Annotated in this window: 24 protein-coding genes; 10 read left to right on the plus strand and 14 right to left on the minus strand. The window is 40.6% G+C overall.

The annotated features are described in order from the left end of the window. Window positions 1–91: 91 nt before the first annotated feature. The 3 genes from dinB to vmlR all read left to right on the plus strand — a co-directional run bounded on the left by dinB (window position 92) and on the right by vmlR (window position 4,121). Window positions 92–610, plus strand: a complete 519-nt coding sequence (gene dinB, locus V6D41_RS18715; RefSeq protein WP_333519270.1) for a damage-inducible protein DinB — start codon at window positions 92–94, stop codon at window positions 608–610. 171 nt (window positions 611–781) lie between these two features. Next, window positions 782–2,158 (plus strand): amino acid permease, encoded by a 1,377-nt coding sequence (locus V6D41_RS18720; RefSeq protein WP_087993573.1) that lies wholly within the window; start codon window positions 782–784, stop codon window positions 2,156–2,158. 328 nt (window positions 2,159–2,486) lie between these two features. After that, a complete protein-coding gene (gene vmlR, locus V6D41_RS18725; protein ID WP_333519271.1) occupies window positions 2,487–4,121 on the plus strand; it encodes an ABC-F type ribosomal protection protein VmlR in 1,635 nt (544 codons plus the stop codon). A gap of 38 nt (window positions 4,122–4,159) precedes the next feature. On the opposite strand, the gene V6D41_RS18730 is transcribed toward vmlR, so the two are convergent. Together V6D41_RS18730 and V6D41_RS18735 are read right to left on the minus strand one after the other, a co-directional pair. Continuing rightward, the gene (locus V6D41_RS18730) at window positions 4,160–4,726 is read right to left on the minus strand and encodes a TetR/AcrR family transcriptional regulator (protein WP_333519273.1); all 567 of its coding nucleotides are present in this window, start codon (window positions 4,724–4,726) and stop codon (window positions 4,160–4,162) included. A gap of 22 nt (window positions 4,727–4,748) precedes the next feature. Beyond that, the gene (locus V6D41_RS18735; protein WP_333519274.1) at window positions 4,749–5,927 is read right to left on the minus strand and encodes an MFS transporter; all 1,179 of its coding nucleotides are present in this window, start codon (window positions 5,925–5,927) and stop codon (window positions 4,749–4,751) included. Between the two features lie 413 nt (window positions 5,928–6,340). Between V6D41_RS18735 and V6D41_RS18740 the strand changes: the two genes are divergently transcribed. Continuing rightward, window positions 6,341–6,640: an HIT domain-containing protein gene (locus V6D41_RS18740; RefSeq protein WP_333519275.1), complete on the plus strand. Its 300-nt coding sequence runs from the start codon at window positions 6,341–6,343 to the stop codon at window positions 6,638–6,640. A 120-nt stretch (window positions 6,641–6,760) separates the two neighbouring features. Here the strand turns inward: V6D41_RS18740 and V6D41_RS18745 are convergent, their stop codons facing one another. The 4 genes from V6D41_RS18745 to V6D41_RS18760 all read right to left on the minus strand — a co-directional run bounded on the left by V6D41_RS18745 (window position 6,761) and on the right by V6D41_RS18760 (window position 9,386). Then, window positions 6,761–7,099: a thioredoxin family protein gene (locus V6D41_RS18745; protein WP_333519276.1), complete on the minus strand. Its 339-nt coding sequence runs from the start codon at window positions 7,097–7,099 to the stop codon at window positions 6,761–6,763. A 173-nt stretch (window positions 7,100–7,272) separates the two neighbouring features. Beyond that, entirely contained in the window at window positions 7,273–7,662 is a 390-nt protein-coding gene (locus tag V6D41_RS18750; protein ID WP_333519277.1) for a DoxX family protein, read from the minus strand. Between the two features lie 138 nt (window positions 7,663–7,800). After that, window positions 7,801–8,739 (minus strand): ring-cleaving dioxygenase, encoded by a 939-nt coding sequence (locus tag V6D41_RS18755; protein WP_333519278.1) that lies wholly within the window; start codon window positions 8,737–8,739, stop codon window positions 7,801–7,803. A 26-nt stretch (window positions 8,740–8,765) separates the two neighbouring features. Further along, window positions 8,766–9,386 carry a nitroreductase family protein gene (locus V6D41_RS18760; protein WP_333519279.1) on the minus strand — a complete coding sequence of 207 codons (621 nt, stop codon included), beginning with the start codon at window positions 9,384–9,386 and terminating at the stop codon, window positions 8,766–8,768. Between the two features lie 473 nt (window positions 9,387–9,859). Here V6D41_RS18760 and mneP point away from each other — a divergent pair, with 473 nt between their 5' ends. The 3 genes from mneP to V6D41_RS18775 all read left to right on the plus strand — a co-directional run bounded on the left by mneP (window position 9,860) and on the right by V6D41_RS18775 (window position 12,554). Beyond that, the gene (mneP, locus tag V6D41_RS18765; RefSeq protein WP_333519280.1) at window positions 9,860–10,753 is read left to right on the plus strand and encodes a manganese transporter MneP; all 894 of its coding nucleotides are present in this window, start codon (window positions 9,860–9,862) and stop codon (window positions 10,751–10,753) included. Between the two features lie 207 nt (window positions 10,754–10,960). After that, window positions 10,961–11,782 (plus strand): MerR family transcriptional regulator, encoded by an 822-nt coding sequence (locus tag V6D41_RS18770; protein ID WP_333519281.1) that lies wholly within the window; start codon window positions 10,961–10,963, stop codon window positions 11,780–11,782. Window positions 11,783–11,864: 82 nt separating this feature from the next. After that, window positions 11,865–12,554: a DUF554 domain-containing protein gene (locus V6D41_RS18775; RefSeq protein ID WP_333519282.1), complete on the plus strand. Its 690-nt coding sequence runs from the start codon at window positions 11,865–11,867 to the stop codon at window positions 12,552–12,554. Between the two features lie 360 nt (window positions 12,555–12,914). Here the strand turns inward: V6D41_RS18775 and V6D41_RS18780 are convergent, their stop codons facing one another. From V6D41_RS18780 to azlC, 4 genes are all read right to left on the minus strand, one after another. Next, a complete protein-coding gene (locus V6D41_RS18780; RefSeq protein ID WP_333519283.1) occupies window positions 12,915–13,361 on the minus strand; it encodes a Rok-like winged helix domain-containing protein in 447 nt (148 codons plus the stop codon). Between the two features lie 151 nt (window positions 13,362–13,512). Continuing rightward, on the minus strand, window positions 13,513–14,835 hold the full coding sequence (brnQ, locus tag V6D41_RS18785; protein ID WP_333519284.1) for a branched-chain amino acid transport system II carrier protein: 1,323 nt from the start codon (window positions 14,833–14,835) through the stop codon (window positions 13,513–13,515). A 354-nt stretch (window positions 14,836–15,189) separates the two neighbouring features. Beyond that, on the minus strand, window positions 15,190–15,522 hold the full coding sequence (locus V6D41_RS18790) for a branched-chain amino acid transporter permease (RefSeq protein ID WP_072565804.1): 333 nt from the start codon (window positions 15,520–15,522) through the stop codon (window positions 15,190–15,192). Further along, entirely contained in the window at window positions 15,519–16,250 is a 732-nt protein-coding gene (azlC, locus tag V6D41_RS18795) for an azaleucine resistance protein AzlC (RefSeq protein WP_166854157.1), read from the minus strand. The genes V6D41_RS18790 and azlC overlap by 4 nt, the downstream gene beginning before the upstream one ends. Before the next feature lie 141 nt (window positions 16,251–16,391). Between azlC and V6D41_RS18800 the strand changes: the two genes are divergently transcribed. Then, window positions 16,392–17,780, plus strand: coding sequence for an aminotransferase-like domain-containing protein (locus V6D41_RS18800; protein ID WP_326222568.1), 1,389 nt, complete (start codon window positions 16,392–16,394; stop codon window positions 17,778–17,780). A gap of 99 nt (window positions 17,781–17,879) precedes the next feature. Here V6D41_RS18800 and V6D41_RS18805 read toward each other — a convergent pair whose 3' ends face one another. The 4 genes from V6D41_RS18805 to V6D41_RS18820 form a co-directional block, all read right to left on the minus strand. Continuing rightward, complete coding sequence (locus V6D41_RS18805; RefSeq protein WP_333519285.1) at window positions 17,880–18,584, minus strand: HAD hydrolase-like protein; 705 nt, start codon at window positions 18,582–18,584, stop codon at window positions 17,880–17,882. A 135-nt stretch (window positions 18,585–18,719) separates the two neighbouring features. Then, on the minus strand, window positions 18,720–20,891 hold the full coding sequence (locus tag V6D41_RS18810) for an MMPL family transporter (protein ID WP_333519286.1): 2,172 nt from the start codon (window positions 20,889–20,891) through the stop codon (window positions 18,720–18,722). Between the two features lie 112 nt (window positions 20,892–21,003). Then, complete coding sequence (locus V6D41_RS18815; RefSeq protein ID WP_333519287.1) at window positions 21,004–21,645, minus strand: response regulator transcription factor; 642 nt, start codon at window positions 21,643–21,645, stop codon at window positions 21,004–21,006. After that, the gene (locus V6D41_RS18820) at window positions 21,638–22,861 is read right to left on the minus strand and encodes a sensor histidine kinase (protein WP_333519288.1); all 1,224 of its coding nucleotides are present in this window, start codon (window positions 22,859–22,861) and stop codon (window positions 21,638–21,640) included. Before V6D41_RS18820 ends, V6D41_RS18815 begins: the two co-directional genes overlap by 8 nt. 272 nt (window positions 22,862–23,133) lie before the next feature. Between V6D41_RS18820 and V6D41_RS18825 the strand changes: the two genes are divergently transcribed. Next, entirely contained in the window at window positions 23,134–23,271 is a 138-nt protein-coding gene (locus V6D41_RS18825) for a hypothetical protein (protein ID WP_333519289.1), read from the plus strand. Then, the gene (locus tag V6D41_RS18830; protein WP_333519290.1) at window positions 23,268–23,447 is read left to right on the plus strand and encodes a hypothetical protein; all 180 of its coding nucleotides are present in this window, start codon (window positions 23,268–23,270) and stop codon (window positions 23,445–23,447) included. The genes V6D41_RS18825 and V6D41_RS18830 overlap by 4 nt, the downstream gene beginning before the upstream one ends. Window positions 23,448–23,521: the final 74 nt, after the last annotated feature.

Below are 23,521 nucleotides of genomic sequence, written 5' to 3' on the forward strand. Positions count from 1 at the left end.
CTATGTCTGTCAACCTATTTTATTCACGCACCTCCGCAAGAACGTTCGTTCGTGTATAATGGACGTTATAAACATGGAAGGGGAGATTCACGTGTCAGATTTATCATTAAAATTGTATGAATATAACGTATGGGCCAATCAGCAAATATTCAATCGGTTAAAAGAGCTTCCAAAAGAGGTCTATCGCCAAGACATTCAAAGTGTGTTTCCGTCGATATCTCATGTCATATCTCATGTCTACCTCTCTGATCTCGGCTGGATTGAAGTATTTTCCGGCCAAAGTATGAGCGCTGCTTTGGCGTTAGCTGAACAGCTTAAAGACCAGACAGAGGCAAAAGAAATCGAGGAGATGGAAGCCCTGTTTCTGGAGTTATCCGAGCGCTACACATTATGTTTACGGCAAAACGAACAGATCGATAAACCTCTCCAGATTCAAAACCCCTCCGCCGGAATCATGGAAACGACTGTTTCCGAGCTGGTTCCTCACGTTGTTAATCACGGGACATACCACCGCGGCAATATCACAGCAATGCTGCGGCAGGCAGGATATGCATCCGCTCCGACAGATTATGGGCTCTACCTGTATTTGAAAAAAACAGAAATGGCATAAAACGACTGCGGCTCACTAAATGGAGCCGCTTTTATTATGAATTTTTTCAAAAAACATTAAAATTTCTTTTCATTTACCTTTATAGTAAAAAAGATAGAAATTTTAGTGTTATAATAATCATTAAAAACGTATTGCTGACTCAAAACAATTTTCAATGGAGGAACACACAAAGTGACAGACGATATGACGAAAGATAATATAAATCAGCAAACCTTGGAGAGAGGCTTAAAAAACAGGCACATCCAGCTCATCGCCATCGGCGGTGCTATTGGGACGGGGTTATTTCTCGGCTCAGGAAAATCAATTCATTTTGCCGGCCCGTCGATTTTATTTGCCTACTTGATCACAGGAATCATTTGCTTTTTAATTATGCGATCTCTGGGTGAACTGCTGTTATCGAATTTGAACTATCACTCTTTTGTTGATTTTGTACAAGACTATTTAGGTGATATGGCAGCCTTTATCACCGGCTGGACATACTGGTTCTGCTGGATTTCTATCGCGATGGCAGATCTGACAGCCGTCGGGCTTTACACTCAATATTGGCTCCCGGGTGTGCCGCAATGGGTGCCCGGCTTAATCGCTCTGATTGTTTTAATGATTATGAACCTGGCAACTGTCAAGCTTTTTGGAGAATTAGAATTTTGGTTTGCTTTAATTAAAGTCATTGCCATTTTGGCGCTGATCGCTATCGGTCTTGTGATGATCTTCAAAGGGTTTCCCACTAGCTCAGGAGCCTCCAGTTTCACAAATCTCTGGAGCCACGGAGGTATGTTCCCGAATGGAATGCACGGGTTTATCCTCTCGTTCCAGATGGTTGTGTTTGCCTTTGTCGGCATTGAGCTGGTCGGACTTACAGCCGGTGAAACAGAGAACCCTGAAAAAGTCATCCCTAAGGCGATCAACAATATCCCTATCCGGGTGCTGCTTTTCTATATCGGTGCTCTTCTTGTCATTATGAGCATCTATCCTTGGAATGTTATCAATCCTAGCGAAAGCCCATTCGTACAGGTATTTGTCGCGGTCGGCATCGTCGCGGCAGCAAGTATTATTAACTTTGTTGTGTTGACATCCGCTGCTTCAGCATGTAACAGCGCTGTGTTCAGTACAAGCCGTATGATCTATTCCTTGGCTAAAGATAACAATGCGCCTGAATCAATGGCGAAACTAACTCCGCGTAAAGTACCCAGAAATGCGTTGTTCTTTTCAGCTATCGTGATTTTAATCGGTGTCACGCTAAACTACATCATGCCAGAAGGCGTATTCACCCTGATCACAAGCATTTCAACCGTCTGTTTTATCTACATTTGGGGTATTACGGTCATCTGCCATATGAAATACCGGAAAACAAGACCTGAATTAGCGAAAACAAATAAGTTTAAGCTTCCGCTTTATCCGTTTTCAAACTACCTGATTCTTGCGTTTCTGGCGTTTATCATTGTTGTTTTAGCATTAGCTCAGGATACTCGAATTTCCTTATTTATTACGCCGGTTTGGTTTATTTTGCTGATTGTGGTTTATAAAGTGAGAAAAGCAAAGCATCAATAAGATTCGCAGCTCCTGCCTCAATAATGAGCAGGAGTTTTTTGATGAAAAATATCCCAAATGGCCTTTGCTTTCGAATTTGAAGTTATGCTATAGTGTGTGTAATCAAAACAAGAAGGGATGATGGGTGGACAATGATTAACTAATCTTATTTTTACCGTTTGAAATCAATATTTCAAATCAGAAAAAATAGGATTAGTCTGCCCATTTTCTATATAGATGACACTGCTATTTATGAACAATAGCTTATTTGATCATGCACAGGCGCGGCTAATCCTTCCAACACATTTGGGAGGATTTTTTGATTCTCCCTTTAAAGCGAGGGATATGAATGAAAGAGATCGTAACATTAACAAATGTCAGCTATGAAGTGATGAATCTGACTGTTTTTAAAAACGTAAATGCCAGTGTTCATCAAGGAGATATCATTGGGATTATCGGCAAAAATGGCGCTGGGAAATCGACGCTGCTTCACCTCATTCACAATGACTTAGCCCCTGCACAAGGACAAATCCGAAGAATTCGGCAGGATTTAAAAATGACGCTGGTAGAACAGGAAACCGCGTCGTATTCCTTTGCGAATCAGACGCCTGCCGAAAAGAAATTACTGGAGAAATGGTGTGTGCCCGTTCGAGATTTCCATCAATTAAGCGGCGGCGAAAAACTGAAAGCACGGCTGGCAAAAGGATTTTCAGAGGATGCAGATCTTTTACTGTTAGATGAACCGACAAACCACCTTGATGAAAAAAGCCTGCAATTTCTCATTCAACAGCTGAAAAGTTATAGAGGCACTGTGATTCTTGTTTCTCACGATCGTTATTTTTTAGACGAATCCGCAACAAAAATATGGTCTCTCGAAGCTCAATCGCTGATTGAATTCAAAGGAAATTACTCTGGGTATATGAAGTTCCGGGAAAAGAAAAGACTCACCCAGCAGCGTGAATATGAAAAGCAGCAAAAAATGGTTGAACGAATTGAAGCACAAATGAATGAGCTGGCTTCATGGTCGGAAAAAGCCCACGCCCAATCGACGAAAAAGGAAGGATTTAAAGAATATCACCGTGTAAAAGCGAAGCGTACGGATGCCCAAATGAAATCCAAGCGGAAGCGGCTTGAACAAGAGCTGGAAAAAGCAAAAGCGGAACCCGTTGAGCCGGAATATCATGTACACTTTTCAATTGATACAACCCATAAAACGGGAAAACATTTTTTAGAAGTTCAGCATGTAACGAAGGCTTTTGGCGAAAGGCTACTCTTTAAAAACGCACATTTTACAATTCAGCACGGTGAAAAGGTTGCGATCATAGGCCCCAATGGCAGCGGAAAAACGACATTACTGAAAATCATTCTGGGACAGGAAACAGCTGAGGGGAGTGTATGGGTGTCGCCGTCTGCAAACATCGGCTATTTAACGCAGGAGGTGTTTGATTTGCCTTTAGAACAAACACCGGAAGAGTTATTTGAAAATGAAACATACGAAGCAAGGGGACACGTTCAAAATCTGATGAAGCACTTAGGTTTTACAGCTTCCCAATGGACTGAGCCGATCAAGCATATGAGTATGGGCGAGCGTGTAAAGATTAAACTGATGGCTTATATCCTGGAGGAAAAAGACGTGTTGATTTTAGATGAGCCGACAAACCATCTCGACCTGCCGTCACGCGAACAGCTGGAAAAAACACTGTCACACTACAGCGGCACATTGCTGGCGGTGTCACATGACCGATACTTTCTCGAAAAAACAACCAACAGTAAACTCGTCATCTCGGACAATGGCATCGAAAAGCAATTGAATGACGCTCCATTAGAAAGAAATGACCGAGAAGAACTTCGTTTAAAGCTTGAGACAGAAAGACAAGAAGTGCTGGGAAAGATCAGTTTTATGGCGCCAAATGATAAAGGATACAAAGAGCTTGATCAGGCTTTCAATGAACTTACGAAACGAATGAAAGAGCTGGATCAATAACGTTAAGGGATACCAAGGGCTGTTCGCCCTTGGTATTTTCAAGTTTTCGCCTTCAGCCCTTGCCAAAAAATATCGAAGGAAATCTCTAAAGATCGCTCAAATGATTGTTTATTCTCGTAAACCAGCTGAATGTTCAGCCCATCGAAAAGAGTGATAAAGGCTATCGCACACTTTTCGGGCGGACAGGTGGTGCCCTCTTCTTTAAAAACAAGTGCAACTCGGCTTTTCAAAGCATGCAGAAACAGCAGGTACTGGGCTGAAATAAAATCACTTACTTCAACAGGAGCCTTAAACGACATCGCCTGCAAAAAGGCTACATTGGGCATGGCATGAAAGCGCGCCTGTGTTTCTTTTAAAAAAGCATATATAAGATTTTTGGCTGGCATATGCTTTCGGGATTCAAAAAAATCATTGATAAACGCTACTTCTTCTTCAACAATCTCGGGGTATACTTCCATCAACAGATCCTTTTTTGACGAGAAATGGTAGGACAGAGATTGTTTCCGAATCCCCAATTCTTTTGCAATATGCGCCATTTTTACTCCCTCGTAGCCAAGCTCATTAAATTGGCGAACGGCTGTGCGTTTTATATTCTCACGGGTCACTGTTCTGCCCTCCCCTAATTATTTAAATCCGTTTTCTCTTGGAACAGATAAATAAAATATATAATAAAAGAAACAGCAGGTACACCAAAATGGAAACGATATAAATCTCCCGATAAGAATAGATCGTTGCCACTACACCTAATAACAACGAGCCTCCGCCAATTCCCATATCAAAAAAATTAAAGAATGTCCCCATAGCATCCTCATGTTCATGCTCTTGAACAAGATTAATACACCATGTCTGGATAGCCGGAAATATTGAACCAAATCCAAACCCGTAACATATCGCCGCAGCAAAAAACATAGCATCGGTTTGGGCAAGATACAGTATGGATAGCCCTGCTAAAGAGAAAATTGAGGCGGGGATAAGGATAGCAGCCTCTCCAAACCGGTCAAACATTTTCCCAGAGATCAGGCGTATAAAAAAACTGGCTGCCGCAATCAGAAAGAAAAACATTCCGACACTTCGGAAACCCTTTTCCAGCGCATAGAGTGAAAAGAAGGACATGATCGCAGATGCAGCAATCCCGACTAATAATATGAGAAACGAAGGAAACAACACACGTTTTTCTAACACCTTGACCTTTACCATTCCCTTTTCAGCCGTGTCTTTTCCTTCAGACCGCCTCCGGACAAATACAGCCATTAGCACAGCCAGTAATAGAATAGACATCCCGCCTAGAAAAAGTCGCTGAAAATCATAAAGCTCCAGTGCCACGATACCAATCATCGGTCCAATCGAAACCGCAATCGTTTCGCCTACCCCAAAATATCCAATCCCCTCACCTCGGCGCTCCTTCGGAATAATTTCTGCGGCAATCGTCGCAAAATAAGTAGTTGCTAATCCAAAACCGGCACCATGTATGAAGCGAATGAGCAATAGAACACTCACATCTGACGCAAGATAATATGCACCGGTTGAGCCGGCACTGATCACAATTCCAAATATAAGTAAATATTTTTTGTTAAATCGTTTAGCCAAAACCCCTGCAAAAGGACGTATGGCAATGGCAGATATCATAAAAATACCTGTAACCAACCCGACTTGCTTTGCACCACCCCCTAAAGCAGTAACAAACAAAGGCAATGTCGGCAATAACATTTCAAACACCATAAATAAAAATGCATTTGAAAGCGTGACAAAAATAAATGATAAGGACCACATTTTTGCAGTGTGTATTTTTTCCGCCTGTAACTCCATGAGCTTCTTCTCCTTTTTCTGTTGATCGATTTATTTTAATCACACCCACTTTATCTGACTATAGTCAGATTGTAAACTGGTAACACATAAAAAATAGATATTAATCTTCCGAAAGAACTGACATAGGTCAGATTCGTTTAAATCGATTTTATTGGTCCACACGATCTCCATAGACTGTGGCCATTTTTAAATAACGACATGAAAAAAGAACAACAAACGTTGTCCTTTCATACCTTCCCATGATCCTAATGTTTTTAATGTCTGAGTAAAGAGTTAGTACCGGCTGCCACCATGGGTATTTCATACATCAAAAAAACCTTGGGCTAACGAACCAAAATTCAAAGTCATTTAAAAAGGTGAATGTAGGAAGGAGATAGAAGAAATAATAATAAAACAAAGTGAGGATGGATCATATGACTGAAGACTTTTATTGCGATGAGGTATTTAGCGGCAAAACGAAAGTGAATAAGGTAATAGAGACGGATAACGTATTGGCTTACTATCATACAAAGCCTTTTTATCCGGTTCATATTGTAGCTGTTCCCAAGAGACATATCTCTTCGTTGATCACCTTGGAAGAGTCCGATCATGACTTACTTCTTGAATTAATGGATGTCATTCAAAAGGTCGCTTCCATGGTGACGGAAGAAAAAGGCGCATGCCGTGTGATCACCAACTTAGGTGCTTATCAGGACTCTAAACATTTACATTGACATATTGTGTTCGGAGAACCGCTCAAGTAAGCGGCTGGGATCAGTTCAGCTGTTTCCGCATACGTATATTGGTCATGGCATAGCCCATCTTCTGATAGAGATGGGGCTTGCATAAACAATTTATTCATCTTCATATAACCGATAAACCCTTTTCAGCCTTTCTTCAAGCTGTTCAAAATGAACAAAACGGGCTTCTCTCAAAAACTCAGTCCCATCGATGAACAAAAGTAACACAGGGACAGTGAAGACTGAAAATCTGCCGGCGACCTCTTCTACATCGTCAGCATTGATATGTCCCAACTTGATATTTGGGAACTGATCCAATAATGTTCTGAGCTGCGGCAGAACAGCGTGACATACTGTACAGCCGGGTCTAGATATATAGATAAAACTGAATTGATGCTGTTTGATAAAATTCTCTATAGAATCTAATGAATGTAATTCTGTCATCTCTTTCATCAAATTCCTCCTTCAACTTGGCCTATCTTTCATAACCAAGGCTCATCGCTATGTATCATTCACTATACACATTTATAGTTATAATATCCGCTTTTTTGCTTTACAGAGTACCTGCATAGCAAAACAAAAGAACAGTTACCGCTTGCCAGTAACTGTTCTTAGATATTTTCGTATTAAAAATGCAAAGCGTAAGCCCCTGAACCGATGAGTGCAACCCCGATGGAGACTGCAATCAGTACCAAGTTATATTCAAAACCGCCTGCGCCATTCGCAAATCCTTTCGGTCCATGGACTTTTACGATGGCACCTAACATAATAATCGTGATGATAGCAGCTCCAAGCGGGAGGAATACACCTAAAATAAATAGAATTCCGCTTACTAATTCCCCAAGACCTGATAAAGCGGCCGCGACGTTACCTGGTTTAACCCCAATTGACTCGAACCATTGTCCGGTTCCTTTAATCCCGTATCCGCCAAACCAGCCGAATAATTTTTGTGATCCATAAAACAGAAACACCACACCAATCATAATACGAATAAGCAAAAGTCCTGCATCTTCCATTTTTATCTCTCCTTATTTTTGATGTAACATGATGTGCTGAAAGGCAGCAGTCTGATTTCTTGCCTCCAGTACCGTCCAGCAATCATCTATTGACTATATGTCTTTTTATTTTTCTTCATGCGCCAGCATTCATTAAAATCAATCTAACTCTCTCACTTCAAACGGCAGCAGCCCTTGTTCAATTTGTGTGCGATGCGGTTCATATTGCACAGGCAGCATCAATTTTCCGCCCATTGTTTCTTGTGATTCATCATGTGCAAAGCCCGGAGGATCAGTTGCGATTTCAAACAGGATTTCTCCATGTTCTCTGAAGTAAATGGCATTAAAATAGTTTCTATCCCGAACAGGAGTTACACCATATCCGTGAGACGCAATATATCTTTGCCAATCTAATTGATCTTCGTCATCGTTAGCCCGCCAAGCAATGTGATGCACCGTACCGGCTCCCATTTGTCCGCGGCCAATAGGCGTTACTTTAAGGTCAATCACATTTCCGATATCACCGGCAGAACGATAACGAATGAAGTCTCCTTCCTTGCCGACTCGTTCCATCCCCATGATGTTTTCTAACAGTTCACCTGTTTTGTCAGGTTGTGCTGATAACAGGGTTGCACCTCCGAAACCTTTGATGGCAACATCACGTGTTACATCTCCAAAAGTCCAAGTATTAACTTCTCCTTCTTCTCTTTCCACGATTTCTAAGTGCAGGCCGTGCGGATCATCAAATTCTACATATTGTTCTCCAAAGCGCTCGATTTTTGTGTATGGAACGTTGAATTTTTCAAGTCTCTTTTCCCAAAAAGCCATAGCCCCCTTCGGCACGACGTAAGAAGTCACGCCTACTTGACCGTCTCCAATGATGCCTCGGCGGGCCCCCGCCCACGGGAAGAAGGTGATGATGGTTCCCGGTTTCCCGCCTTCATTCCCAAAATAAAGATGATACGTACCTGGATCATCAAAATTGACGGTTTTCTTGACCAATCGAAGCCCCAGCACTCCTGCGTAGAAATCTGCGTTCTCTTGAGGGTGACCGACAATTGCTGTAATATGATGTATTCCCATCGTTTTTTTAGCCAATTTTATCCGCTCCTTTAAACGTTCATTTACATATACTCAACAAACTCATTCACAGGCTTCCGGTAGCCGCGCGGCCTTCTGCTCTCTGTTTTTTCTTTCCCAATTGTCATCATCATGACAACTTCAAATTGATCATCTATATTCAAAATCTGTTTCACGGCTTCAGCATCAAACCCGATCATAGGGCAGGTGTCCCAGCCTTTTTCCTTAGCACTGAGCATAAACATCATCGCAGAAAGTGAAGCATTCCTTATCGCCTCATCTCTCTTAAATGGTTCTCCCCTGTTTTCATAAAACGAAACGGTGTCTTGAACCATGTGATCATACTCCTGCTTATTTAATACCCCCAATACCTTTAATCCTTCATAGATGTCAGCAGCTTGCTGATATGCCTGCTTATCCCCCAATACCAAAAGAACCGCAGATGAGCTAACCACTTTATATTGTCCGTTTGCCGCCTGCTTCAGCTTTTCTTTTACATCCGGGTCTAGAACCGTCACATATTTTGTATGCTGTAAATTAAAAGCCGATGGAGCCAATGAAACCAATTCAAACATCTCATTGAGTTCTTCTTTTGTGATTGGATGATCTGGAAGGAAGTTGCTTGCAGATCTTCTTTCATGGACTAGCTGTGAAAATTCAGCCATTTACGATACACTCCTTTATATCTCGAATTCGAGATATTATTTTATAAAAAAACACATTGCATATCATTTAAAAGAACAGACAATGCTTGTGACATCTCTTCATTATTCAACAACACTCAGGTTTGCACTTGATTGTTAATATTTTATCTCGAATTAAAATATCTTGAATATGAGATAATAATAAAATACGGATGGTCTAATGTCAACAGGTTTTTTAAAAACAGGTGGAAATTTTTCACTGAATCAAAATTTTAATTGATGATAATCACAGCCTCATTGGTTTGCTCTGTTAGCTTTTAGCCCTGCTCCAACTTTTTTTCTGTCACCTTATTTATTAGTAAATAGGAAACAACGTTGCTATAGACCCACTCGAAATTCAGTTGATATGATAAGCAAAGTGATTTCACAAGAAAGGGTACGGAGAGTGAATAACAAGCACTCCTATTTTTTGTGTAGTTTTACAGGAGGAAAAAATGGCAAGTGAAAGAGAACAAATAAGCAAAAAAGTTGCTTTGATTGCATTAATAGCCAATCTGATCTTAATGGCCGGAAAGGTCTTTTTTGGCCTTATAGGCGACAGTGAAGCCGTTTTTGCAGACGGTATACATTCCGCTGCGGATGTCGTTGCTTCGATTGCTGTCCTGGCAGTGATCGGCATTTCCAATAAACCGCCTGATCAAGACCATCCGTTTGGTCATGGAAAAGCTGAGGTCATCAGTGAGGCTATTGTAGGAATTATCTTAGTGATCGTATCCGTTTATATCCTAATAGAAGCAATTCTATCCTTTGTTGAAGGGCCAAGCGTTCCACAATACAGCGCGTTGTTTGCAGCTTTGATTTCGTACGTGGCTAAGGAGATCCTATATCGTTATTCCATAAAGCAGGGGAAAAAATGGAACAGTAAAGCGATTATAGCGATTGCATACGATCATAAAGGCGATATCGTTGCCTCTCTCGCCGCTTTTATCGGCGTCCTATTGGCGATTATCGGAAACACCCGCGGATGGACCTATCTGTTGTACGCCGATGCAATTGCCAGTGCAATCGTGGCTTACCTCATTTTTAAAATTTCAATGGAATTAATCAGGCCGTCTGTTGATGTTCTCATGGAGAAAAGTGTTGATCCCAAGCTGATAGTGGAATATAAAGAGGTTATTTTTGAATGTGATCAAGTAAAACGAATCGATAGAATCCGCGCGAGAGAACATGGCCACTATAAATTGCTTGATGTCCGTTTATCTTTAGATCATGATTTGACGATTAAGCAGGGACACGATATTGCCCGCGAAATCCGAAATGAAATCAAAAGACAGTTTCCAGATGTGGAAGAAGTGCTCATCCATGTGAATCCTTATTTTGAAGAATAGAAAAGCTTCTTTCATAAAGGAGCCAGGCTGGCGAGGTTTTCTCGACAGCCTTTTTTGAATTTCAACCATACAATATATCGGATTGATATCTATCCTCAGCCCCTAACCTGATTTTGCCGCAAACTTTACCTTTAGGCCTCTGCCATCATATATAATGTGGGTTATATATAAAGAGTTCACCAATCAAAGAACAGGAAGGTTGATAGAATGAAGAAATTTTTTTCAATTGGAGAAGTTTCAAAGTTATTCAATGTGAAAATCTCTGCTCTTAGGTATTATGATGAAATCGGTCTTTTGAAACCGGAATATAAAGACGAGCAAACAAACTATAGATACTATTCCACCCAACAGTTTGAGCGGCTGGATACCATCAAGTATTTGAGGGCTTTAGGCCTGCCAATCAATAAACTTCTTCACTTTTATAATTCTCAAAATACAAACACTCTGATTCATATACTGAAAAGCCAGCAGACTGAAATTGATCGCAAAAAGAGAGAATTGGAACGCATTGAGAAAAAGATCTCCCGCCGCATCATCCAAATAGAAGATGCCGTTCACACGCCGTTAGATCACATTTCAAAAATCAAACTTCCCCCCTTACGTGTGGCTTATTTACAGCATGAGTATATTCTCGGCCATGATATCGAACATTCATTAGCAGAATTGAGAACCCGCCTGAATGTAAACGAGGATATCTTTATAGGCAAGATCGGTTTATCCATTTCAGCAGCACATGTAAAAGCAAATCAGTTTGACAAATATTCCAGTATATTCATGATCCTGGAAGATGAAAGTGAAAACACTTCATCAGAAACCATTTTTCCTTCAAGAGAATATCTGCAAATGAGGTTTAAAGGATCACATCCAGAAGCCGAACCCTATTACAAAAAGTTGCTGGCATACATGAAAGAACATCATTATGAGGTAGCAGCCGACTCAATTGAAATTACACTCATTGATTATGGAATTACGAATAATCTAGACAACTATGTGACTGAAATCCTGCTGCCAATCAAATCAATCTCATGAATATGTTTTCAATATCCCTTGACTCTCTACTAACTTGAGGGTTTATTTTTTATGCAGGAATCGTTATTGGAGGAGAAAGCTTATGTTTGGAACCATTTTTAACACAGTTATGATCATTGCGGGAAGCATAATTGGCGGGATATTCAAAAAAGGCATTAAAGATGAATACCAGAATATCCTGATGCAGGCAATGGGATTCGCTGCAGTCGCGCTGGGGATCAACGCGATTACACAGCATTTACCTGATAGTAAATACCCCATTCTTTTTATTGTGAGTTTAGCCCTTGGAGGTTTGCTTGGCCAGAGCATCAATCTGGAGTTGCGGTTCAACAAGCTGGTGAACAAATTCTCTAAAAGCAATTTAGCGGAAGGTTTATCAACTGCGATCTTATTATTTTGTATAGGTTCACTGTCAATATTGGGCCCTGTTGAAGCGGCGCTGAATGAAAATTATACGTACCTCCTGACAAACGGTATGTTAGATGGGATTACCTCCATTGTGCTCGCTTCGACATTTGGTTTTGGAATAGCAGCGGCTGCCATTGTGTTATTTGCCTGGCAGGGCTCCATCTTTTTATTTGCTAAAGTAATGGAGAGCGCAATCAATACAGACCTTATAAACGAAATCACAATTGTGGGAGGCATACTCATCCTCAGCTCAGGGTTAAGCATTCTGGGAATCAAGAAATTTAAAACCCTGAATCTGCTGCCCTCCCTGTTGATCCCGCCTATTGTCATTTACATCATTCATTTATTTGGATTGCGGTTTTAATGGCGATCTTCAAACACACGCTTCAAGGAAGGGGACAATGCCGCAAAATAGAATCTCTAAAGAGGCTCTATTTTGCGACACAAACCAACCCTAATGCGGCAGTTTTCGGACAGCAGCTCGCTTCACAACACGCGCACAAAAAATACCAAGGTAAGATAACCCTTGGTATCATGATGAAAATGGCCTGTAATTCTTACAACAAAAGAAATCACTTTATGTGCTTTAAAACGTTCCTGAATTCCATGCCACTGCCTTAGCCCCCGTTCTACATTCGCAATAGCAAGGATGTCTTATTATGCGACCGGCATCAGACAGATTATGCTCAGTCACCGGAACCAGAAGCCGAATACCTCACAAGAATTAAATCATTCGATACTGTCCTCTGTATGGTTTTTTCACCTCTGGGTGCATTTTCATTAAAGTATTCATAAATGATGTCATATTAGAAATGTGTGCACCAGTTTCCATCTCAATCTTTCTTTTCAGTTCCATACTGCTTATTGGTTTATCCTGCTGCTTTAAAATGTTTAACGCTGCTTCACGAGAGGCTTTTGATTCAGCTCTGCCCTGTCTTCTTTTTTTCCGCTGGATTGGTTTTGATGTGATATGATATGTCTTTAGATCATTTACTGTTTGTTCAATGAGCGCGACTTGAGATGGGCGCTTCTTTTCTATATTAGACTGTTCTAATGCTCGTAAGCTTGAAAAGATTTTCTCCCGTTCTAACTGGAACTCACGAAGTATCGACATTTCATGTTTATCTATTTCTGCTAATCTCAAACACAAAGCTTCTCTTTGATCAGCCATCTTCTTCCCCCCAATTAAGCAGGCGGACAAGAGCTTTATTCCACCTGCAGATCTGAGTGATCGTCCAACTCTTTAGTACCCTGACCAGGGAAATCAAAATAGTGAAGATGAGTGCGCTGTTAATCCTTTATTCGTTTTATAGCAGCGCTTATCACGATTTTTTTGTTCGGAACATACTTAGTATATAGCCGCCTATTCCCCCTATAATAGCTGGAATGAGCCATCCGAGCCCTATGCTGTACATAGGAAGAATCTGAGTGAAAACGCGATTCACTACTTCAATTTTCACCCCAGCTTCATTCAAACCGTCAAAAAGGCTAATGATAAACGTGAACAGTAAACTGCCCTGATATACTTCAGCCTTCCCTTTAAATACAGAATGTAAAAACGTTAAAAAGATTAAGGAAATCGCGATTGGATACATCGTCATTAAGACAGGCATGGACACTTTAATGAGCTGTGTTAACCCTATATTTGCGACAAGCGCACTAAACACCGCTAGGATCACAGCAATTTTTTTATACGAAATGTTCGGAAATAATTCATGAAAAAAGGAAGAGCATGCTGTGATCAGTCCGACACTTGTTGTCAGACATGCGACTGTGATCATTAAGCCTAAAAAGACGGAACCATAGGATCCAAAATAATAGGATGAAACATTAGCCAAAACCTCGGCTCCATTTTCTAAAAGCCCCAGCTTTTCAACACTGGAGGCTCCCATATATGAAAGGGCAGTATAGATAAGAGCTAAGAGTGTCGCAGCAATCGCAGTTGCTTTTGCACAAATTATGACCAGCTGTTTTTTGGTGGCAGCACCTTGTTCTTTAATTGCCTTCACAATGATGATTCCAAAAACAAACGCTACGAGGGCATCCAGAGTCAGGTACCCTTCCTGAAAGCCTTTAAAAAACACATGTGATGTATACCCTTTTGATGGTGCTTGGATTGTTCCGATTGGATGAACAACAGCTACCACTACAAGCAATCCGATAAATGTCAATTTAATTGGCGTTAAAAATTTTCCGACTACATCAATGATTTTTGTAGGGTTGAGTGATAACAGACATGCAACCGTGAAAAATAAAATTGTAAATATGATCAATGAAACAGGGCCTGCATCGTCTGATAAAAAAGGTTTCACTCCAATTTCAAACGATACGTTCCCGGATCTTGGGATTGCGAAAAAAGGCCCGATTGCCAGATAGAGCATCGTCGTAAACACGATTCCAAACACTGGATGCACACGGCTGGCTAGCGATTGTAAGTTATGTTTACCTGAAAAAACAAATGCTGTCATTGCCAGCAATGGCAAGCCAACTCCTGTCACTAAGAAGCCAGCATTGGCGATCCATACATTTGTTCCAGCCATTTGACCTAGCATAGGCGGGAAAATGAGATTTCCTGCTCCAAAAAACAATGCAAATAGCATTAATCCTATAATGATGACATAGGAAGAAGAAACTTTCTTTGACATATAAATCCTCCGATTACCGTAAATACTTTTTTAAATGACCAGCAAACATTGCAGCTGCTATTTGCATTGGCACGGCGTTGACTCTAAAATCATAAGCTTGTGCCAGTTTTACATATTTTTATCAAGTTCAATAAAATCATGATCATTTCGATAGGCTCCCATAGCTGGGTTCAGACTTTTGCCATGCGAGATTCTTGTTCGATAGAATCCTGTGCAATCATTGCATCTTCGCTCTGTCACAGGACCCCGGGTTTAGCCGGCTGAATAAATTGACGACTGCGCATGTTCATAGATTTGATACTTCTCCATTTTCTTATTCACCATTCCCCTTTGATTTTCACAAGCCTAAATCGTTCAAAAAACCAATTGTACCAGAACCATATAGACAACGGTTCCCCCCGCTATAGAAAGAAGCATATTCTTCTTCCAAAAGTGAAGAAGTGCAACGGCAGCTGCCCCAATCAATTCAGGGATGCCATGGCTTCCAGAAAGTAGGCTCACATCTTTAAAACAATAAATAACCAGAAGCCCGATTACGGCTGATGGCAGCACTCTCCCTAGAAATTGTACATATTTCGGTGTCGGTTTGCCAGACGGGAAAATCATGAATGGAAGAAACCGTGTCAGCATTGTGCCCAGCACGACCATCGCAACGGTAATGATTTGCTGCGTTATACTCATCGTCATACCGAAACCTCAGCTTTCTCTAATGGTTTTCTCAGAACAGTAAGTATCCCTAAAATGGCAAGCATAGCAGGAATAATAAAATGGTCTCCTCCAAAAATCATAAGACTGGCAGCAGAAAGCCCAAGTCCTGCGAGAGCACTGTGGTGTTTTTTCTCTTTCATCCACTGTTCTATGAAGATCACAATAAAGAGGGCGGTCATCACAAAATCAAGCCCTTCAGTATTAAACTTCACATACGATCCAAAAATACCTCCTATCGCTGCTCCTGCGACCCAATATAAATGATTAAGCAGCGTCACAAAAAACATAAACCAGCCCTTATCAACATTCGCTGGAACATTAGCGGTATAATTGATAGAAAATGATTCATCACACATTCCGAAAATCAGATAAAGTTTTTTCTTTCCAGTCCCTCTGTACTTATCCAACATGGAAATCCCATAAAACAAATGCCGGGCATTTACCATTAACGTCAAAAAAAGAGCATTCATCGGGTTGAACGCGCCCAGCAAAAAATGGGCGGCAACAAACTCCATCGATCCTGCAAATATAATAAAACTCATGATGATTGGATAAATTGCACTAAACCCTAAAGAATGCATAAAGATTCCATACGCAATTCCCAAAAATAAAAATCCGGCAAAAATCGGAATCGTATACGGGAAAGCCGAACGAAATGCAGCCCCTATTTGATTTCTTTTTGTCATAAAATTCACACCTTGCAACATTTTATCTTAAAGTACCATATAAAATCCATACAACAAACAAGATAATTGTATGGATTACAATTATCCTTTGTATAATGATAGAGAAACCTGCTGCACTCCTTTAGAAACCATTCGCGGGAATTTAGACAATAGAGGTGGATTATGCCAGTCAATTCATTCGACAATTACCCAATGTCTTGGAAGCCTGAAAGAAAGGCATTAAAGCGGCCTTTTTATGAATCAATCGCCGCACTGCTTGAACACGATATCAAAAACGGTTTTTTAGCACCGGGTACAAAGCTCCCCCCGCAGCGAGAATTGGCTGACTTTCTTGACTTAAACTTCACTACAATTACCCGAGCCTATAAAGTGTGTGAGGTGAAGGGGCTGATTTATGCGGTCACTGGAAAGGGAACCTTTGTTTCTCCTAGTGCCGCTCGTTCAATTACGATTTCTAAAGATAAAATCACCAACTGTATCGATCTTGGTTTAATCGCCTCTTTTGAAGAAACCAATCAAATTGTATCTGAGGTGATTCAACAGGTTGCGAGTAAACATTACGTAGAACAGTTACTTAATTACAATGATCCAACAGGCATTCCTCATCAAAAAACTGCGGGGCTAAACTGGATGAAATCGTTTGGCATTCAAACTGATCAAGACCATATCTCAATTGTTTCCGGTGCCCAAAATGCGCTGGCCATTTCATTGGCCGCGCTGTTTGAGCCAGGGAATCGAATTGCCACTGACTTATACACGTATTCAAACTTTATCGAACTTGCAAAAATGCACCACATTCAGCTAGTGCCAATCCCCGGAGATGAGTATGGAATGCTGCCGGACGAACTAGAAAAGCAATGTACTCAACTCAACATTCATGGCATTTTTCTGATGCCCTCTTGCTGTAACCCAACTACTGTCATGATGTCGAATGCTAGAAAGAAAGAAATCGCGGCAGTCATCGGCAAGCATCGTTTACTATTGATTGAGGACGATATTCATGCGTTTATGACCGCAGGCTTGATCTCTGATTACCAAGAGCCCATGTTCAATTTGCTTCCCGAACAAAGCGTATATATTTGCAGCACCTCTAAGTCAATCTGTTCAGGATTAAGAGTGGCCTATATGGTCTATGGGGATGCCTTACGCGAGAAAATTCATCAGGCGATGTTCAATATTAATGTAAAAACGTCTTCTTTTGATGCAGAGGTGATAACAGAGCTTATCTTATCAGGAAAAGCGCACAATATTGTTTCTCAAAAAAAACAGCTTGCCCAGTCAGCTAATAATATGTTTGCAGAATTTTTTCCTGAACAAGAGCTGAACGGACATCCTCTCAGCTTTTATCGGTGGCTTTCCATCAATGATTATGCCGATGCGTTACAGCTAGAAACAGATTTGAAGAAACATGGAATCCGTGCATTTCATTCCGATCGTTTTCTGAGCGGTTCTGCCACTCCTCATAAGTATTTGCGTGTTGCGCTTTCTTCAACAGATTCATTAGACGAGTTGAGAATGGGTTTAGAGAGATTGAAACATTATCTCGGCTAATTGAATCATCGAACATTGCTAGAATGAATGCTTTATCCAAAAAAACATACCATACGCTTGGTATGTTTTTTTGAAACTCATAGAAATGGCTTTAAATATTTAGTTTTCAGAATCCGCATAGTCAGTGGTGCCTGCATTCTTTCCCACTATTTTCATTTCGCGCAATAATGTTTTCAGCTCTATTAAATCATGTATGACAAAGTCAGCTTGAGCAAGTTCCTCTTCCTTTGCAAAATCAAAATGGCATCCAATTGCCAGCAAACCATTATCTTTAGCCGCATTTATGTCAGATAGACGGTCTCCGACAACTGCTGCATGTTGAAAGCCGTACTTTTGCACAATAGAATTAACTAAATCACCTTTATTCAGTGTATGTATTTGTTGAATACTAAATGTTTCAGTGACCCACCTGTCCAATTGATAAAAACTCACAATTGCTTTTAGATATTCTATTAAGCCATTACTGGCTATAAAAATTGAATAATTGTTGTTTTTCAAATAACTGAACATCTCTTCAACATGAGGATATAATGCGCCTTTCCCATGATTGATATTAGCTATTAACCTTTCTAAAAAATAAGCATCCACCTTTTCTCTTATCTCATTTGAGTGATGCGGCAATAAAATCTTCCATACTTCAGGTAAAGGAACACCCATGATCTCCCTGTATTTCTCAATAGGGGTGACCGTATCCCATTTGCCCAGTGACCTTAAATAATCAAAAGCATCATCTAATGATAATTCTAAAATTTGATCAGTTTGAAACAAAGTTCCATCCATATCGAAAATGAGCGATTGCATCATAACATATTCTCCTTTTTAACTGCACTGGCTTCACCTTCTAAATACTACCACATTGAAAGCTATAGAATCGCCTACAGCCTGCAGGGAATAAACGTTAAGCAAAAAAGCAGATCATAAAAAGATCTGCTTTTTCTATTAAATGATTTGTTTCTTTTGTTCATGATCTATTTCTGGCTGAATTTCCTTCGTGAGTTGATGTCCTTCTATGTCCACATTCGGAATGATCTTGTCTAGCCATTTTGGCAAATACCAAGCTGCATTCCCCATCAGCTTCATGACACTTGGAATCAGTGTCATCCGTACAATAAATGCATCAAAGAGCACACCAAAGGAAAGAGCCAATCCGTTTGCTTTAATAGAAGCTTCACCAGCAAAGATAAATCCTGCAAAAACGAATATCATGATCAGGCCGGCTGCGGTGACAACAGGACCGCTGTGTTTTAATCCAGCGTGAATCGCTTGTACCGGATTTTTTGTTTTCACATATTCTTCACGCATTCTGCTTACAAGGAACACTTGATAATCCATTGCTAATCCAAACAGAATCCCAATGGATAAAATCGGCAGGAACGCGAGTATCGGCCCTTTTTCAGGTATTTTGAAAAAGTCGATGAGATTCCCGTCTTGTAAGACAAATACACAGATTCCAAGAGTCGCTGTCATCGTCAATATGAAACCTGCAACCGCAACAAGCGGCACAAGCAGCGAACGGAATACGATTGTCAGCAATATAAACGCAAAACCAACAATGAGTACAGCAAATACCGGTATCGCATCATTAAGGCGATCAGAAATATCAATATTCACTGCAGTCGATCCAGTAACGAGCAAATCAACCCCATTTTTGTCTGATAAGCTGCGTACATCCTTTACCAAATCCTTCGTTGTTACATCATTTGGACCTGTTACAGGAACTACCGTAATGATGGCAAAGTTCCCTTCTTTATTAGGCATTGCAGGAGTGACACTCGCTACATGGTCTAGTTCCTTAATTTCTTTCACTGCATCTGTGAATGCTTCCGCCTTATTTCCTGTCACACTTGTGGCATCCGCTACGATTGTTAATTGACCATTAAATCCTTCTCCAAAACCATCGGCAAGCAAGTCATAAGCCCGGCGATCTGGATTATCCTTCGCTTTCATCCCTGCATCAGGCAAGCCCAGCTCCAAATGTATAGACGGGATACTAATGACGAGCAAAATAAGAATGCTGCATACACTTAGCATGATAGGATTTTTTGTGACAAAGCGTCCCCAGACATTTGTTTCAGCGCTTTGTTTTTCTTTTTTCTTATTTGACTTCGGAACCATCCGTTTCCCCGCTATCGACAAAACGGCAGGCACAAGCGTGATTGAAGCGAGAACAGCCAACAATACACTAAGCCCTGCTGTCAGCCCCATTGCAGACATAAAAGGAATGTTAACGACAGTCAATCCGCAAAGTGCGACGATAACCGTAAGCCCCGCAAAAACAACTGCACTCCCAGCTGTTCCTGTAGCTCTCGCAATGGATTCATTTTTTTGAATACCTTCGCCTAAAAACTGTCGGTGCTTCATAAAAATAAATAAAGCATAATCAATCCCAACCGCAAGGCCAATCATTCCGGCTAATGAAAGACTGACGGAAGCAATATCAAATACTTGTGTCCCAATCAACACCAGTCCAATACTTACACCTAATCCAATCAGTGCAGTTAAAATCGGCAAACCAGCTATCAATAAAGACCCGAATGTAATGGCTAAAACGACAAAAGCCAAGATAATGCCGACAATTTCAGATACTCCGCCTATCTCCATTTCGGCTCCCGGTACATCTCCGCTTAACTCAGTCTGTAGTCCCTCATCATCAGCCACTTTCAAACTGTCTTTTAAGTGTTTGATAGAGTAATCTTTGATATCATCTGCTGAAGATTTATACTTGATATCGGCATAGGCAACTGTGCCATCTTTCGCGATTGTTCCTGTAACAAAAGGACTCGCAATCGAGTCAACGGAATCATCTTTATTGATTTCCTTGAACGTATTTTCTATTGTTTTTTTCGCTGATGTTGCAGTAAGTTTCTCTCCATCTTCAGCTCCGAAAATGACCCGTATGCTCCCTTTATCAGGGCCGTGAGGAAATTCTATATTAATGACATCCATCGCTTTTTCCGAAGGTGTGTCAGGTATGGACATATCCTCAGAAAAACTTGGTTTTAACGTGATTGCAAGGCCTATCGAAGCAACTAACACAACGATCCACGCACATATGACTTTTATGCGATTGCGAGCAACCCATCCTCCTAATTTATATAACATTCTTGACATGATAATCTCCTTTCAACACAGTGCTTGATCATTCTTTCTCATTGTAGATGACAACGAAATAAAAAAAACGTACATTCGGGCATGTACGTTTGGGCAAATTTCAAATTTGAAGTTATTTTTCTAATGTCAGAATACCTCTCTGCATGGCAATCGTCACTGCTTCAGTTCTTGAATTCGCGCCTAATTTATTGTAAATGGACGTTAATCTAGACTTTACGGTTCGCTCAGAGACGCCCAAATCAAAGGCGATCGCTTTGCTTTTAAGGCCTTTAGCAATTGCTTTTAAAACAATGACTTCCTTTTCTGTCAGCTGCGTATCACTGCTCTGCTTCTTCATCCGCTCCAATTGAATTTCTTGCAGACGTTTTAAGATATCAGGCTGCAACAGCACGTTTCCTCTTATTGCTGTATCCATTGTATGAAAAAGGGTTTCTGAACTCGTATCCTTCAATAGATATCCTTTCGCTCCTAATTCAATTCCTTCGATCATTAAGTGATCTTCATTATACGTAGTCAAAATAATGATGGGGATGTCGTGTTTTTCTTTTATTTGTTTAATGGCTTCTAACCCGCTCATCTCCGGCATATACAAATCCATGAGAATGATATCCGGTTTACATTCATCTGCAAGCCGGACTGCCGCTTTGCCATTTTCCGCCTCTCCTATGATAGTATAGTCATCATTCGTTTCAATTAAAAGCTTCAGACCTTCCCTCACGACAAGATGGTCATCAACGATTAAAACCTTATTCATCCTGCATCTCTCCCTGAATTGGTACAGTGATCTCAATTTGTGTTCCTTTTGATTTTGTACTCTTTATATTGAATTGGCCATTCATTGCTCTGACGCGTTCTTCTATGCCAAGAAGCCCGTAATGTCCTCTCTTTTTCTTGCTCTTTTCAACATCAAATCCTTTGCCATTGTCCTTGACAGTTAAATGGAGCCTCCTCTTATCATCATCCCAAATGGATACCGAAATCGATTCTGCTTCAGCATGCTTTGCTGCATTCGTTATACATTCTCCAATAATGTAATAACAGTTTTCAGCTGTACGAACGTCTAACACCTGCTGTAATCTGTAGTTTAAAAAACCACCCATGCCTGTCGACTCTTGAAAATGATCCATTAGTGAGGTAATTCTTTCTTTTAGAAAACCGATTTCTTCTGATTTGCTGCGCAGATCGTCAATCGCTGAACGCGCGTCCGCTAATGTACCCCTCACTCTTTTCATCGATTGTTGGATGATTTCTTTTGCTCTCTCTGTATTGCCTTTCGTGAGATGAACATGAATCGCATCCAGCTGCATATTTAAACTGACCAGCCCTTGAGCGAGCGTATCGTGTAAGTCCCGTGCCATACGCTGTCTCTCGTTTTGCAGCGTCAGCTGTTCGACCTGCTGATGAGCCAGCTCCAGCCTTTCAAGAGTCAGCTGCGCTTTTATCTTTTCATCGACTTGGGCAAATAATGTAGCGGCATAAGTCATAATCACGATCATAATAGGTACGGCAATGACAAGAAAATGCAAATATTCACCTTTGTGAATCTGATATCCTACATTGATTAACAGCAGTAACAATAAATAAAGGATGAGGGAAGTCTTTCTTCTGTCTGCCATTCCGATAATCTGTCCAATCAAAAATGCATAAAGGCCAATGATGATCAGCACTAAGAAGCCAGTCATCACATTAGCCAGTGTAAAAGTGATCAAACCTTGCAGCACAAAATAGAGAATGACCCTTTTCTTAACCCAGCGATATGAATGCCAATGCAGCAAAGCAAAAATGGCGGTCAATACTGTAAACACATGAAGCAATAAAATGGACCAGCTCCCATTAAGAAATTGCAGCACGATAGAGGCTACATAGATCATGAGAATAAAAGCCAGACCCGGCACTCTGAGCGCAAGCATATTTAATGCCCGCCTATCATGTGCGTAGTATTTATCTTTGAAAGGATTCCTTATCCACAAACCTCATCCACTTCCTTTAACAGTTTAACCGAATAGAGACTAATAAAAATCGAACCCATTTATTTGAACGTAAAACACAAACATTTATCCAATTATTTTATAGAAAGGCAGGGAACCCGACAATACCTAGATGCAAGTGACCCATTTGATGTTCTCAACATATAAGCATTGCCCAAACGTACATAAGCGTTCTGCCTTTAAGTACGTTTCCGCTTTCCAAATTTACATTTAAAATAATGGGGAAGTCACTATTCATTGAAGGAATGATCATCTTGAAATCAATTAATCTCACCATTTTATCATTAAAAAGAAAAGGAATCCGGACTGAGAAAGTGCAATGCCCTCGTTTTAGCGATATGAAAGACAAAAATAGTCAATCCAAGAACACGTGTAAAGAAAAAGAGGAATGAATATGTATTGGTTCTTAGTTGCTTTATTATACTTTCTCATCGGCACTTGTATATTCATTGGAGTTAGTAGAGACAGTCACTCAGGCTCATGGAAACTCCTTGCATTAGCAGCTCCACTCATCATTGTTGGCTATCCTTATTTTTATTCAAAGCAGCTTCTTGCCAAAAAATATTGAAATGGATGCCATACAAAAAGCACATTGGAAAAATCATCAAGATCGGGATACAATCTAAGTATCTTAAAGAAGGG

The sequence above is a fragment of the Bacillus sp. 0102A genome, from assembly GCF_036765155.1.
Lineage (GTDB): Bacteria > Bacillota > Bacilli > Bacillales > Bacillaceae > Bacillus > Bacillus subtilis_G.